Consider the following 15,800-nt stretch of genomic DNA (forward strand, 5'->3'; position numbering starts at 1 on the left):
TAATCACCTTGAAAATGATGTAATATGAAATCCCCCAATATATCGTATTTACTGCCTGTAGCTATTTTTTTATCGTTGATGTTCTCCGTTGCCGGGGCACAGGTGCCAGCAGGTGGTGGACAACCTGCGGCATCTCCAACGGCAGTTCCCGGCGCCTATCAAAGTCCGGTAACCAATTATGTCAGGACGTGGACCCCCCGGATGCCGACAACAGATCCTGTAGCAGTAACCTCGCCATCAAGAACGATAACAGACGTTGTTCAGGTTACAGGGTACACTGATGGTCTGTCACGGCCTTTGCAAACCGTAGTTAAAGGTGCCAGCGGATCGGGTAAGGATATGGTCGTTCCGGTTATTTATGATCAGTATGGCCGAACACCCTATCAGTACCTCCCTTATATGCAGCAATCCGGCAACACCAATGACGGAAAATTTAAGAATGATCCTTTTAATAGTCAGCGCAATTTTTACAAGGATACGGTATTAAGCCCCTCGAGTAAGGGAGAAAGTATTTATTATTCTTCCGTTGAGTTTGAGAACCGTCCGGCATCTCCTGCCATCAAGAGTTTTGCACCTGGTAATACCTGGGCAAAAGAAGGGGGGGGTAAATCGGGACAGCAATACCTGTTTTCAAATACAGTGGCAGATTCGGTACGGATCTGGAGCGTATCTTCTGCTGGCCTGCCATCGACGGCTGATACTTACCCTGCAGGCGCTCTTTTTGAGAACCAATACAAAGATCAGTCTGGGGCGCAGGTGGTAGAGTACACCAATAAAACAGGGCAGGTTGTTTTAAGGAAAACACAGCTAGCGGCCAGTCCCGGTACAGCCCATGCAGGTTGGTTATGTACTTATTTTGTGTACGATGAACTTGGAAACTTAAGGGTCATTATTCCTCCACAGGCAGTTTCCCTGGCCAGTTCTACCTGGGATGTTTCTGCACTCATCAGGGGGCTTTGTACCCTTAAGCGGTATGACGCTCGTGGGCGGAATATTGTGACCAAGCTTCCGGGTGCTGATTCTATAGAGGTTGTTTTTGATCCTAGGGACAGGCCGGTCATGTACCGTGATGGGAACATGAAGGTAAAACAGCAGTGGATGGTCACCTACTACGACGGCCTGGATCGAGTTATAAAGACCGGGCTTTATTCGGCTGGTGGTACCAGAAGTACTATGCAGGCGCAGGTAGATGCGGCGCCTGTAGGGTCATTTCCATTCGCTCCGGTAGGAAGCATTGCCATTCAGACGCAAATATACTATGATGATAACTATTCATTCACTGGAGTACAGGCAGCAGTAACCGGTGATTTCCTCTTGCCGCAGAGTGGAACTAATCCATACCCGGATGTCATTACGGGCTATAGCCATCGGATCAATGGAATGGTGACGGGTGTTAGCCGGTTGATATTAGGAACCAACCAATGGTTGACTACCACAATTTACTACAATGACAGAGGCCGACCCATACAGACAATATCCGACAATATTAATGGCGGAAAGACGACCACTACAGGACTATATGACTATAACGGAAAATTACTGAGTACTTATATTCGGCATACCAATCCACATAGTACTGTTACGCCGCAAACGACGATGCTTACATTATATAATTACAACGCAAGCGGCAATGTAACTGATGTAAGTGTTCAGCTCAATGACAATACTGCTACTTTGAGAACAGTAGGAAGCTATACCTACGATGAAAGTGGTAATCTTAAAACCTGCCGTCTGGGAGTAGTTGGTGGGGTGCCCAAGGAAACGCTCAACTATGATTATAATATTCAGGGCTGGCTAAAGGGGATCAATAAGGATTTTGTTTCTACGGCTTCCAGTACCAGTAATTGGTTTGGGGAAGACCTTTCCTATGACTATGGATTTTCGGCAAATCAATATAATGGAGGAATCGCTGGCGCTAAATGGAAGAGCCGTGGTGATGGAATCGCGCGTGCTTTTGGGTACAGTTATGATAATGCAGGAAGAATCCTAAAAGCAGATTTTACCCAGCAAAATCAGGGCAGTTCCATCTGGACAACGGACAAGGTGGATTTTTCTGTAAGTAACCTGGGGTATGATGCCAATGGTAATATTACCGGTTTACAGCAAAAAGGAATGAAGGGGCTTTCTATTGCAGTCATCGATAGCTTGAAGTTCAGTTATATTCCCTATACGAATCAGCTTTTCTTTGTTACGGACAAGAACAATGACGCACAAAGTAAGCTGGGTGACTTTAAGGAGATCAATAACAATGAATCGCAGGATTATGCCTACGACTCTTCGGGGAACCTTACCCTCGATATGAACCGGCTTATGAGCCCTAACCGGTATAATTATCTTAACCTACCGGACAGTATCATGGTTTTGGGGCAAGGGGTAATGGAATATACATATGATGTGCTGGGGACTAAACTCCGAAAGAAAGTAACCGATTATTCAGGAAGCGGTTCCATTACCACCTATGACTACATAGATGGATTTGTATATAAAAATGACAGTTTAGTATACTTCCCGCATCAGGAAGGTCGAATAAGGGCGACCTATGCTACAGGTAAACCAGTTGCCCTGGTATATGACTACTTTATTGCAGATCATCTGGATAATACCAGGATGGTACTGACCGAGGAAACCAACCTGGCTGCCTATGCAGCGACTATGGAAACTGCTTATTCGGCCAAGGAGAATGCTCTGTTTTCAAATATTGATAATACCCGCAGTGCCAAGCCTGTTGGATATCCAACGGATAACACTACCTTCCCGAATGATTATGTAGCCAAACTCAATGCCGGTTCCGGGACACAAAAGATAGGCCCGTCACTGGTACTCCGGGTAATGGCTGGAGATACTATTCAGCTGGGGGCAAAAGCCTTTTATAAGTCAGCTGCAGCCAGTACATCCAATACATCTGTGGCTAATATGCTGACCGCATTACTGCAGGCATTTTCGACGGGATCAGGCCCTTCTGATGGCCCACACGGAAATGGTACTGGAGCAGGATCTCCGTTGGCTGTGAGCTTTACTTCGGCTGGCTACCAGGCGATACGAGATAAAGATCCTAGCCAGAACCAGGCTTCTATGCCTAAAGCCTATTTAAATTATGTTCTTTTCGATGATTTGCTCAACATGGTGGATGAAAATAGCGGCGTAAGGCAGGTTCAGGGAAGCCCCGACCAGCTGCAAACGCTGGCAACCTCCCGAATGGTCATAAAGAAAGACGGATTTTTCTATGTCTACACCAGTAATGAAAGTGTTCAGGATGTGTTCTTTGATAATATTGTGGTGAACCATAATAACGGGCCATTGCTTGAAGAAACCCATTATTATCCTTTTGGTCTTACCATGGCGGGAATCAGTTCCCGTGCACTTAAAAATCCTTACGCGGAGAACAGGAATAACTATAACGGTATTGAGCAGACATCGGAAATAGGGCTGAATCAGTATGACGCTTTTTACCGAACCCTTGATCCGCAAATTGGGCGTTGGTGGCAGATGGACCCCGAAGCAGAGCAATATCCCGGTATTTCACCATATAGCAGTAATTTTAATAATCCTATTTACTTCGGTGATCTTCTAGGAGATGATCCTGGTCCTGGCCCACAGCTTTTAACGCTTCCGGATGGTAGTATTGGGTGGGGATATGCTCCCATTACCTATGCCGGACAATTTGTATTTCAAAGAGCAGTAGAAACCAGCTTAATGAATTTTAGCGCGAATGGATTTTTCCAAATACCGCAAATTATCCAGCAACAGAATGATGCTAATAGACGATATGAATTAAACGCCATTGCCAGCGTAAGAGCTGCTCCTGTTGAAACAATGCAGGATCAGCAATTTCAAATGAGAGGGGGATTTCCCATTAGGAAGACTGAGGATTTGAATGCAACTCCCCAATCATGGCGAAACGTAATGGGAGCTTATAATAAATCATTTAAATTTGTCTTAAATTACGTTGAGCCAGTAGTAACAACTGCCTTTAGCCTTGGTATTGAAGGACTGGGTGCAAGCGCGGTAACTAAATCACTTGCTGCTGCACCAGCCTGGGGGATAGTGGGAACCGGAGGTAGAACTGCATTGACCGATTTGCAGTTGGTTACAAGAGCTGGGGAGATTGCAGAGAGATCAGTTGGAGGGGTTGGTAGATTTGCAGGTACTGCTAAACATGAATATGCTACAGAACTATTGAAAAGATATGAACGAATCTTTGGTAGCCGAGGGTTTGAATATAAATATTTCTTTAAAAGTGCTAATGGTGCTGACCGAGGGATTCTGGATGTTATAAATCGTCAGACCCAGATGATTTATGATTGGAAGTTTGGTTATCCTAATATGACACCTGCTCAATTTATGCAGACACCGCAGATATTAAAATATCAAAGAAATTTTTTAAATTATACGATACATATTATTCAGCTATGAGTACTGACGCCCAATTGAAAAAAAATGTTTATAATAGTTGGCTAAATAATTTTAGCCAACTTACCCCTTATAATAAAGACAAATTTTATAAAATAGTGGGACCGGTTGTGATTGGTCTTGAAATTTTAAAATTACCCCGAGCTGAAACTTATAGGCCGCACTTCGCCATCTACCCGCTTTGGGAAAGGGATGAAAGTACTTGTATGAAAGGTCCGTTATTGTTTAAACAAATTAAGAGAGAAAATGGATTTCAATTTGATATACCTTATTCTGATCATAAAAGTTGGAAGGAAGAAGCATTTAGGTGCACAACTTCTCAAACCATTTCAATGAACGATGATGTCCATATCGAAGATATATATGAATTGGCAGATCAGCAACTTAAAATGGCAACTGGCCCTGCCGATGCAGCAGCTAAATATCTTCTGAAACTTTTTTCAGCTGTTTACATTTCAGATTGGACGAGAACAGAGAATATTTTAGATGAATTGCAACTTGAAGGCAGTACATGGAATCCTCTTGGGTTTGACTTTGTTTACGGGCCATTTGAAAAGTGGTATAAATCTTTGGAAGAAATGGTACGTAACCGAGATCGATTTTTGATGCAAATTTCACACAATTTGGAAAGTAACAAACTTTCGAAAATGAAACGTTCTGAATTGCTTTCTTAATTATTTTGAAAAAACAGAGTAAGGAGCCAGATAAAGGGATCTGGCTCTTATCATTTAAAAAAATATCTGAATTTTTTCAATTTAAGCGCCCAAGTTTTTAATGTTAAAATCCTTCGAACATTTTCTTAAGCCACGATGATTAGCAGTGTTGGGAAAAAGTGGTAACAACGAATAAAAATATCTCCATGAATAAAGGCGAAATACAGGATGATAATTTAGAGTTAGTTGAAAGTACCTACGGTGAAGTGATTTCTGGAATAAAAGTTGAATGGTTGAATGCTGATTATGCAAAATGGTATAGTTATATAACCAAGCTTCCGAGCAAATTCCAGGTTACATACTTAGTTGTTTTGTTAGACAATCAGGTCTTTAACGGTGGCTTTCACCAGTATTATATTAATAGCTATGGGTTATTCTCAACTGAAACGATTCGGGCACTAGAGGCTATAGGTGCCAAAAAAAGAGCAATAATTCTTGAAAATGCCTTTAAATTAGTTAATAAGGATAATGACTCTGATTCGGTTTTTCGAAGGCGCATATTTAATAAAACAATATCCTCTCTTGTTGATAATGATAATTTGCATTTAGAATTGGACGCCCTTGATACATTGTATTATGATGAGAAAGGGGAAGATATTGTTGACTTATTAGCGACCTATATAAAAACACATTGAAAATTTACAGCGGATTGAGAAATGAGATAGGGTATAATGTTGTTAAATATTCATAATTAGTGTTAAAGTATATTAAAACACTCCCGATAGGGGGTGTTTTTTTTTGACTTTCTGACTATTTATTAATAGAGACCCCTATCAAGTCTCTTCAATAATCCTATGAAAAGAAAAGAAGAATATGAACGGAAGGATCATGAGCCGTTAACTCCTGAAGAGTTTGAGGCCATATGGGAAAAAGCTGGCGCTCTGATAATAAGGGAAATGGAAAAAGATAAACGCAAGAAATTATTCAGTACGATAGCCACAGCAGTTGTTATATCAGCTGGTGTGAGTATCGCCAGCTATAATTGGTTGGCCCGTCCGGAGGTGTATATGGCGGAATTTGCCCCATTGGATATGACGCTGAAAGACGGAACACATGTAAGGCTTTTGCATGGCGCCAGGCTAACTGTTGAAAAGTCTTTTCCAGGGAATATAAGGGAAGTGCAACTGGAAGGCAGTGCCATTTTCAGGGTATCGAAACAGGAGCAGCATCCGTTTATTGTTCATGGCGTCGATTATGATACTCGTGTGCTCGGCACTGTATTTAAAGTAGTTCAGGACAAAGGATCATTTAAGGTTGATCTTTATGAGGGAAAGGTAGCGGTGAACAAAAACGAAAATAAGACAGAAACATATACACTCCATCCCCAGGAAACATTTAATAATTACGGCGCCGGGAATATTGCAGCAATTACTCCTTTAAAAGAGAAAGTGCTATCCGGTAACACAAAGACTAAGGACAAGGATTCAGAGGGAGCGGATCTGCAATTCAAAGAATGCCGGTTAGAAGATGTACTGAAAGTTATTGAACAGGTTTATCAGACCAAGGTTAGCTATCCACGGGAATATAAGGAAAAACGAATTACAATCAGCTTTAAAGACTTATCTGCAGATATGGTTCTTCAAAGCATTGCTTTATCAATGAGATTACAACTACAACAACATGATACAATATATCAACTGGAAAAGTAAACTCTGGCAGATCCTGGCGTTTACACTCGTCACAGGGAACTGAAAAGTAGAGGGTATACCTGTGATTGGATATCCCTGAAACAATAAAGACCGGCATTGGAGCTGCCGGTCCGGTAAAATTAACAACATCAATTAAGTCATTAATTCTAAACATTTGCAAAAATATGAAAAATATTATTTGCTGTATCGGTGCGTGCTTTTTCGGCATTCCTGCCCTCCATGCACAGCAGCAAAAAATTTCCGAACTCAAGATCAACTATGAGATAGGGAGAACCTCTGCCCGCGATGCGGTGTCCAGGTTTTTCAAAAAGAGCGGTATCCCGTATGTATATGCTGAAGAGGCACTGGGCAAATATACCATTGAAGGGATAAAATGTAAAGAAGAGGTACCAGTAAGCTGTCTTAAAAGGATGCTCGAAGGGTTGCCTTTCGAAATCTTCTCCCATGATGATAAAGTCATTATCATCAGGCAAAAAGGAAGCGAAACAGCAAGTCATACCATCGAAGGTGATACGATTAAAAAAGGACTGGCTATTTCTCAGGAAAAGCCTCAAAAGATTGATGAGATCATTTTAAACGGTGGATATTATAAGGTTAAAGACCGTGAGCGCACGGGAAGTATCTCGAAAGTAACGACGAAGGAAATTGAAAATCAACCGGTGACCAATGTTCTGTCGGCAATACAGGGACGGGTGTCCGGAGTTAATATAACCCAGGGCTCTGGAGTCCCCGGAGGTGGATATGACATCCAGATCAGGGGAAGGAATAGTTTAAGGACAATCACCAATAGCGACATTGACGGTAATCAGCCGTTGTACGTGGTGGATGGAGTACCCATCGGTGGTAAAATGACCTCTTTATACTCCGGTGTAGCGCTGCCTGGTGCCAATATCAATCCTTTGAATAGTATTAATTCAAATGATATTGAAAGCGTGGAGATTCTGAAGGATGCCGACGCTACAGCAATTTATGGTTCAAGAGGCGCCAATGGAGTCGTGCTGATTACCACCAAAAAAGGTAAGTCAGGCAGGCTTGGACTTCAATTGAGCACCTCTTATGCTTTAAGTCAAGTGCTGTCCAACTTGAAGCTAATGAACACAGAGCAGTATCTAGCTATGCGCAGAAAGGCATTTTTGGACGATGGGATTACTCAGTATCCTGCTACGGCGTATGATATCAATGGGACCTGGGACCAGAACCGGTTTACCAACTGGCCTAAAGCGCTGATAGGAAATATAGCTGCTGCTTCCAATACCCAGCTTTCATTAAATGGTGGTAGTAAAACTACTACGTTTCTATTAAGCCTGGGACATAATGAGCAGACCACTGCTTTTATGAAGAATTTTAAGTACATCAGCAATACCATATCCACAAGTATCTCCCACCAGTCAGAGGATAAGCGGTTACAGGTGAGTGTATCCAATTTATTTTCAATACTGAAAAATGATGTGCCCAGAACGGATATGACCCGGCAAGCGTACTTCCTATCACCTAATGCTCCCCAGCTGTATAATGGGGACGGCAATATTAATTGGGAGAATAATACTTTTGTGAATCCTACCGCCCTGTTTAACAGCACATATAGCAACGAAAGTAAACAGGTGCTTATTAATGTAAATACAGCCTACGAAGTTATTCCGGGGCTCCATATTAGGCTTAATGGAGGAATTAACTATCAGAATTTTGAGGAAATTGCCCTCCAGCCTAATACGATGTACAATCCTTCTTTTGCCTTAGGGCAGAGTAGTGCAACTTCAAGGGCATCTCAAAATAATCAGGACCGGTTTTCCTATATTCTGGAGCCGCAGCTGAATTGGGTTTATAAGAAAGGAAATCATGAACTGGATGTTCTCTTAGGAGGTACTTTGCAAAATGAAGAGAATAAGCAGGCTTCGATGATAGGAATTGGTTATGAGAGCAATGTCTTTATTCATAATATAGGGGCAGCACAGACTAAAATTATCTCCGATCAGTTGCGGAGTCAGTACCGTTATGCAGCGGTATTCGGCAGATTGAACTACCAGTATAAAAACAGATACATCCTCAATATCACCGGAAGACGGGATGGCAGCAGCCGTTTTGGTTCCAATAACAGATTTGCCAATTTCGGAGCGGTGGGTGGCGCCTGGCTATTTTCTAAGGAACCATTTCTTTCAGATATAAAATGGCTCAGCTTTGGGAAACTGCGTGGCAGTTATGGGACCGCCGGGAGTGATAATATTGGGGACTACCAGTATCTCGATACCTATATTGTTTCTTCTTCTTCCGTTTACAATGGCACTACCGGTTTAATCCCCTCGCGGTTAAATAATCCCGATTATAGCTGGGAGAAGACCCGGAAGCTGGAACTGGCTTTGGAGTTGGGGCTTTTGGGAAATAAACTGAATATTACCGGCGCCTGGTACAGGAATCGGTCCTCCAGTCAATTGGTGGGCTACCAACTGCCGGCAGTTACCGGTTTTGGGAGTGTCCTAGCTAACCTTGATGCCACGGTGCAAAATACAGGCTGGGAATTTGAAGCCAGTGCCAGACCTTTACCGGCGGGTTCCCTGCAATGGGAGACAGGATTTAATATTAGTTTTCCAAAAAATAAGCTGATTTCTTTTCCAGGGCTGGAAGGTTCTACTTACGCGAACCAGTATGTAATCGGGCAGCCGACATCCATTGTGAAATTGTATCATTTGGAAGGAATTGACCCTAAGACGGGGCAATATCAGTTTACGGACTATAACGGGGATGGTAAGATCTCTTCCCCGGATGACGCCAGGGTAATAGAAAACATTGGAGTGAAATACTTTGGAGGGTGGAGTAATACGCTGAGGTACAAGAACTGGGATCTTTCGTTTCTGATTCAGTTTGTCAAGCAGCGTAATAGGAATTACAACTACATTATGCCTGTACCGGGGAGTATGAACAACCAACCGGTTGAGGTCATGAATGTATGGTCGGCGGAAAATCCGAATGGATTGTATATGCCATACCATTCTGGAAGCAATGCATCGCATATTCTTATGCAAAACAGTGATGCTGCGATTTCTGATGCTTCTTTTGTCCGGCTTAAAAATGTACAGCTGGGATACCGCATTCCCTTACAGGGAAGTATATTCAAAGATGTGAAAATCTATTTCCAAGGCCAAAACCTTGTCACCTGGACCAGGTACTTTGGCATTGATCCGGAGTTTGTATTTATGGGATTCCTTCCCCCGTTAAGAACCTTTTCTTTTGGAATCCAGTGTAACCTTTAAAAAATCCAACCTATGAAATCAATACAATTTATAATAACAGCCTTTATTACGTTTATTTTAACCATCTGTATTTCCTGTGAAAAACTCCTTGAAGTAGATGTTCCCGACAACCAGATCCCTTCAGTGGAAGTATTTGAAAATGTACAGACTGCAGATGCAGCTTTAGCAGCACTCTATGCCGGCATGCGGGACAAATCCCCTGTTGCAGGGAATAATTCGGGATCAACACTGGGTATTTATACCGATGATCTGGACTTTTACGCCAGTGGCGGGTCCAATGGCACCTTTGATCTCTACAAGAACCAGCATATAGCGAGTAACACGGATATCTATTCTTATTGGAGCGATGCCTACGGGCAAATTTATATGGCTAACGCTATTATTGAAGGTGTAGATAAATCCAGTTCCTTATCAGTGTCTGATAAGAGCAGGATTAAAGGAGAAGCTTTACTTATGCGATCCATCATCTTCTATTATCTATGGCAGGTGTTTGGGGATATCCCTTATCCTGTTACCACCAATTATCAGGTGAACCAGTCTTTATCCAAAACGCCATCCACAGAAGTGGCCATTAAGCTGGAGCATGATGTAAAAATGGCTGTGGATTTGTTAAAAGACGAGTACAGGAATGCAGAAAGGATTTATCCCAATAAAAAGACTGCAGAACTGATGCTGGCCAAAATCTATATGGATCAGAAGCGATGGACTGAGGCGGAAGTCATATTGAAAAGTATTGCTCAAAGCCCCTTGTACCAGTTTCAGAATGATATTACAGCGGTGTTTACTAAATCGGGGCACCATATCTTATGGCAGTTGAAGCCTAAGCCGGGATTTCCTACATCGGAAAGCATGGCGTATTACTTTGATGGTGCTGCGCCAAGTACCTATGCGCTGACTCAAAATTTGGTAAATGCTTTTTCTCCCGGTGATCTGAGAAAACAGAACTGGATGGCGCCAGTCATTGTAGGGCAGACATGGTATCGGTCGGACAAATATAAAAACCGTATCAATGACTTGACTGAGTATTCGATCGTTTTCAGGCTGGAAGAAGTGTATCTGTTACTGGCAGAAGCCTTGGCACAGCAAAATAAAATCCTGGAAGCGTTACCTTATATCAATGCCACAAGACTAAGGGCGGGACTTACCCCTCTTACCAGCTCCCTTACAAAGGAGGTACTGCTAAATGAAATCCTTTTGGAAGACCGAAGAGAGTTTTTCACGGAAATGGGGCACCGTTTTTTGGATTTAAAACGAATGGATCATTTGAGTGACCTTGTTACGGTAAAGCCTAATTGGAAAGAGTATCACAGATTATGGCCAATACCGCAACAGGAACTCCTTTTAAATTCTAACCTTAACCCTCAAAATACCGGTTATTAGATATGAAAAAGCTAATCTGTATATATATTCTGTTACTAATAAGTAGTAGTTTTTCAGCGCAGGCTCCCAAGGATACCCTGCAAGGCTGGATGTCGAAGTTTTACCGGTTAGGTAATCCTGTTCTGTCAAATGATGGGAAATGGGCAGCAGTACGTAAAAAATATGATATCCGGCAGGATACAGTTCTTGTTGTTAATACCCGGAGGCCCAATATTATCACAGCAACTGTTGTTTTGGATGGTGCTGTAACTTTTTTAAAAAATGATGGACTCCTGGTGTATGGGAATCGCCAGGCAGAATTTGTAGATCTGCAATCAGGGAAAAGGTGGCACTATGATAACGTAGCTGTGGCTTATCCCCTTTCGGAATTAGGGCAATATGGTATATTGACAAAAGATTCTATCCTCAGTATTTACAAAAAAGATGGGACAACGTTACACCAAATAAATAGAGTTCATGGATTACCAGTAGTGGACGGACATAGGAACCTGTATGCGGTTAGAGCGGATAACGGTGCAACCGAGGTAGTGACCATTTCCAGCAGTGGAGTACGAGTCCTAACCACCATCAGCCATGCCCCTACTAGTGTGGAACTGCTTCCCTCTGGCAAACAGCTGGTTATTTCAGGTAATGGAGATGGAAGCGCAAAACTTGGGTTGACATTTGTTAATACTGTTAGTGGCAGAACCTCCACATTATCAACCATTCCAATAAGTAAGGACGATTATTTTAAAGTCACTGAAATTCAGGAAGGAAAAGTATATTGGATTGGGCTTTACGGGATTGAAAAGCCTGAAAAAGGAATAGTAGATATCTGGTATGGGAATGATGATAACCTGGCTGCCAAGCAAAAAGGAACCAGAATAGGCAAATATTGGTTATGGAAGGAAGGGGCAAGTGAATTTCGGGAGCTTCCAACTGATAAGTACCCTGCTATGGCCTCACTCAATAGTGAGCGGTATTTTTTAGCCTACCATCCAACCAAAGGGCATAATTTTGTGACATACAGACCCCAGTTAACTGATATCTCATTATATGATGTGAAGCAAAACACCTACCGTCCATTAGGTTCTTTGAAGGGAGTTGTATATGATACTCCAGAGGTCATCTGCTCGAATGATGGCCGGTTGGTTGTTGGGAGTTTGGATGGAAAGAAGTGGATGGTCTTTAATCTGGAAAATGGATCGCAGAACGGGATTGACAGGGATGGATTGCAAAATCCCGTTTTCTCCATTGACAATCGATACATCTTTTTTGAAAGTGAAGATGATCTATGGAAGTATGATGTGAAGAGCAAAACTTTGCTCCCAACAAAGACGGCGCCTGGTATGGCGATAAGAATTGTGGACGCCAAAGAGTATAATTTACTACCATATTCCCATATTAGTGTAAGAAGTCTAGTTCCTAATAGACCTATACTACTGGAGATTAAAGACAGTTATAAGAACCTGACGTCTTATAGCCTTTTACGAGGGAGTAGTGTCAAAGAGGTTATCCTTTCTACTGAGAATAAAATAGGTAATATCAGGTACGATCCTAAGCTGGAGACTTTTTGCACGCTAGAAGAAAGTTATAATAAACCACCAGAGTTATACCTAATAAATAGTAGAGGGAAGAAACAATTGCTACTATCTAGCGGAACTGCTGATCCAAGTGCTTCTTTGTTAAGGCAGGAGTTTATTCATTACACAACTGCTGAGGGCCTACGTCTTAAAGGAGTATTATATTATCCGGTGCAGTATAATCAAAATAAAAAGTATCCCATGGTGGTTCATATTTATCAGATTCAAAGTGATAAGGCCAATGAGTATCTAACACCTGGATACAACAATGCAGATGGATTTGATATCCGTACATTGACCCAAAGTGGGTATTTTGTGCTTTTACCTGATACGACGGTAGGGCCATTGGGAGCGGGAGTCTCAGCCCTTGATTGCGTCAATAATGCCCTCGATGAGGTCAGCGCCAATCCGAGTATTAATATGAATAAAGTGGGGCTTATCGGTCATTCTTTCGGAGGGTATGAAACAGATATTATAGCTACGCAGTCCAATCGCTTTGCGGCCTATATTTCAGGAGCAGGTATAAGCGATATTGTCCGTTCATATTTTTCGTATAATTATCTGTACCCTGGGCCATATTATTGGCAATATGAGACAGGTATATTTAATATGAATCCTTTTACAAACAATAAGGGGAATTATTTTAAGAATAATCCGATTTACAATGTTGACAAAGTGAATGCACCCATATTATTATGGACCGGGAATAAGGATCAGAATGTTCCCTGGGATCAAACCATGGAGTTCTATATTGGACTCAAAAGGAACAATAAGCCGGTAATCGCTTTGTTTTATGAGAATGGAAGGCACGCTTTGGATTTTGATTCTGCCGATAAAAAGGATTTGTATATACGGGTTCTGGAATGGTGGGACTATTTTTTGAAAGATCAGAAGAATGTTCCTTGGATAGACAAACAGATGAAAGGGGAGGCTTTATAGCCTCCCCCCCCCTTTTTTAATTGGTTTTTAAGGCTTGAACAGCTCATCTCCACACATTGTTGGAGTAATGGGAGCATTCTGTAATACAACCGATGGATTTTCTGACCAAGTACATGAAGGACCGGGGTTGGTACTACATTTCTGCTTTGCATCAACACATTGGCCGGTAGTTGCGTTTATGCGATAGGCATCTACGATAGCTCTTTTACTGCTATTCATTTTTGTAGCAAAGGCTGCACCTGCTCCCATCAAAATAAGGGCGGCAGGAAGGATCAATTTTTTCATACGTTTACATTTAAAAGTTGTGCCTACTCTGGGATTCAGGTTTTCGGCAATCCCTGCTTTAATTAAAGTATTTGGATATCGGTTCTCTCAGCCGGTAACGTTTGAGTTCATTTTGGATAAGGACATAGAGGTACTGATCATCAAGGGCCATATGAGAGAATACTGTTTCACCTTTGTGTTCGATATAGAAACTTCCAATATACTCCTGTCTGTCTGTACGGTAGATATCCACGACGGCAGCTTTATTCCACATCTTTGAAGATTCATGTCTGCCCTTTAAATTGGAATGGATAAAGAGCAAATTTCTATGAGAAGCTATTTCTCCATTTACTTTGAGTGGTGGACTACTCATTTTGTGAGTACCATCTGAAAGCCTATGCGTTTGGATTTTGGCAATTGTTGAAGTATCAATGGTGTGTAGTTTTCTAAGAATGTTAAGCTGCCTGTCCATTGCAAGGATCTGATTCCTATAGGTGTAGGTGTACAGTACCTCTGTGTTGTATGGTTGGAATAATAGTTTACCATCAACATCAAATACACCATCAATTTGTTTTTCAAGGAGTGATGGGTATAGCTGTAGTTTAGGTGTCTTGTCCAAGTTTAAACTGGCAAGCACGTATTCGCGGGTTTTGCTGCTTTGGGTCCTGATCATAAAATGAACGGAGTCAACAATGGCCAGTTGAGTAAAAAAGGCATCTTGATGGCTAATGGTATGTGCCACTGTGTCCCCTAAAGTGCCGCGATAGATTATTGGTACACTGCCGTCGTAGAAATAGTAATTTGAGTCCTTTACTTGTAATTGAATGTTCCGGTAATGGTAATCCGATGCATCCAGTTCAATTTTGACTGTTTTAGTTTCATTTAATGAGGTATCAATAGCGGTAAGAAGAAGAGGTGCCGTAATATTTCCCAGGAAAATCTTTCCATTTGAAATACCGGCAAAATAGTAGGAATTAATTGTAAGGTCCAGCGATTTATCATCCAAAATGGGGTGTAGTAAGAAACGTCTGGTAAAGTTGTTGTCTTTTTTTATAATGTATTCGGATGTGATGAATAGGATAATGACGGAAGTGGTGCTTATTAAAATGAGCACGCCGGAATACAGTATCGGTCGAAGTAATCGAATATGCCTATTATCTTCATGGAAGAATATACCAACAAGTGCTAGGGCAATACAAGCAATATTGAAAATCAAATGTTCCGTCCAGCCCAGTTTTTCAAGGATTCCACCACAGGAACAGGGAATGAAGTCACTGTAAAATAAAATGAGGTAGATATAAATCGTAAATCCTGCCATCAACCCCAGTGAGGCGTACAGCCCTAAAAGCCTTTCCTGGCGAAAGCTTAATAACAGCGCAATGATTATTTCTATTGCAATGACTGCATAGGAAATGAATCCGGCATAGGCACTCAGTAACGGAGATTGTGACAACTGCACCTGAAAGTTTTCAAAATCGAGCAGTTTACTAAGCGCTGCGTAGATGAATAACAGGATGAAGAAACAGCTAACAATATAGGATACGTGGAGGGCTATTTTTTTCAAGGGTTTTTGTTTTAGGTTGTACTATAAAGTTCGCAAGCAAATTTTTAATAAAGATGCCTTATAGTGACTTTGAT

9 protein-coding genes are annotated in these 15,800 nt (G+C 41.7%); 7 read left to right on the forward strand and 2 right to left on the reverse strand.

The features are described from left to right. Positions 1-24: 24 nt before the first annotated feature. The 7 genes from ACTJIP_RS08920 to ACTJIP_RS08950 all read left to right on the forward strand — a co-directional run bounded on the left by ACTJIP_RS08920 (position 25) and on the right by ACTJIP_RS08950 (position 13,898). Positions 25-4,413, forward strand: a complete 4,389-nt coding sequence (locus ACTJIP_RS08920; RefSeq protein ID WP_440704437.1) for a DUF6443 domain-containing protein — start codon at positions 25-27, stop codon at positions 4,411-4,413. Beyond that, positions 4,410-5,084: a hypothetical protein gene (locus tag ACTJIP_RS08925; RefSeq protein WP_440704438.1), complete on the forward strand. Its 675-nt coding sequence runs from the start codon at positions 4,410-4,412 to the stop codon at positions 5,082-5,084. The genes ACTJIP_RS08920 and ACTJIP_RS08925 overlap by 4 nt, the downstream gene beginning before the upstream one ends. A 185-nt stretch (positions 5,085-5,269) precedes the next feature. After that, complete coding sequence (locus ACTJIP_RS08930; RefSeq protein WP_440704439.1) at positions 5,270-5,758, forward strand: DMP19 family protein; 489 nt, start codon at positions 5,270-5,272, stop codon at positions 5,756-5,758. 159 nt (positions 5,759-5,917) lie between these two features. Then, positions 5,918-6,772 (forward strand): FecR family protein, encoded by an 855-nt coding sequence (locus ACTJIP_RS08935; protein ID WP_440704440.1) that lies wholly within the window; start codon positions 5,918-5,920, stop codon positions 6,770-6,772. Positions 6,773-6,936: 164 nt separating this feature from the next. Next, positions 6,937-10,017, forward strand: a complete 3,081-nt coding sequence (locus tag ACTJIP_RS08940) for a SusC/RagA family TonB-linked outer membrane protein (protein ID WP_440704441.1) — start codon at positions 6,937-6,939, stop codon at positions 10,015-10,017. A 12-nt stretch (positions 10,018-10,029) separates the two neighbouring features. Further along, on the forward strand, positions 10,030-11,397 hold the full coding sequence (locus tag ACTJIP_RS08945) for a RagB/SusD family nutrient uptake outer membrane protein (RefSeq protein ID WP_440704442.1): 1,368 nt from the start codon (positions 10,030-10,032) through the stop codon (positions 11,395-11,397). A gap of 2 nt (positions 11,398-11,399) precedes the next feature. Beyond that, entirely contained in the window at positions 11,400-13,898 is a 2,499-nt protein-coding gene (locus ACTJIP_RS08950; protein ID WP_440704443.1) for a prolyl oligopeptidase family serine peptidase, read from the forward strand. Between the two features lie 27 nt (positions 13,899-13,925). Here ACTJIP_RS08950 and ACTJIP_RS08955 read toward each other — a convergent pair whose 3' ends face one another. Beyond that, the gene (locus ACTJIP_RS08955; protein WP_440704444.1) at positions 13,926-14,183 is read right to left on the reverse strand and encodes a DUF6520 family protein; all 258 of its coding nucleotides are present in this window, start codon (positions 14,181-14,183) and stop codon (positions 13,926-13,928) included. 58 nt (positions 14,184-14,241) lie between these two features. Further along, entirely contained in the window at positions 14,242-15,726 is a 1,485-nt protein-coding gene (locus ACTJIP_RS08960) for a MauE/DoxX family redox-associated membrane protein (protein ID WP_440704445.1), read from the reverse strand. Positions 15,727-15,800: the final 74 nt, after the last annotated feature.

The sequence above is a fragment of the Chryseobacterium sp. 22543 genome (genome assembly GCF_052044565.1).
GTDB lineage: Bacteria > Bacteroidota > Bacteroidia > Flavobacteriales > Weeksellaceae > Chryseobacterium.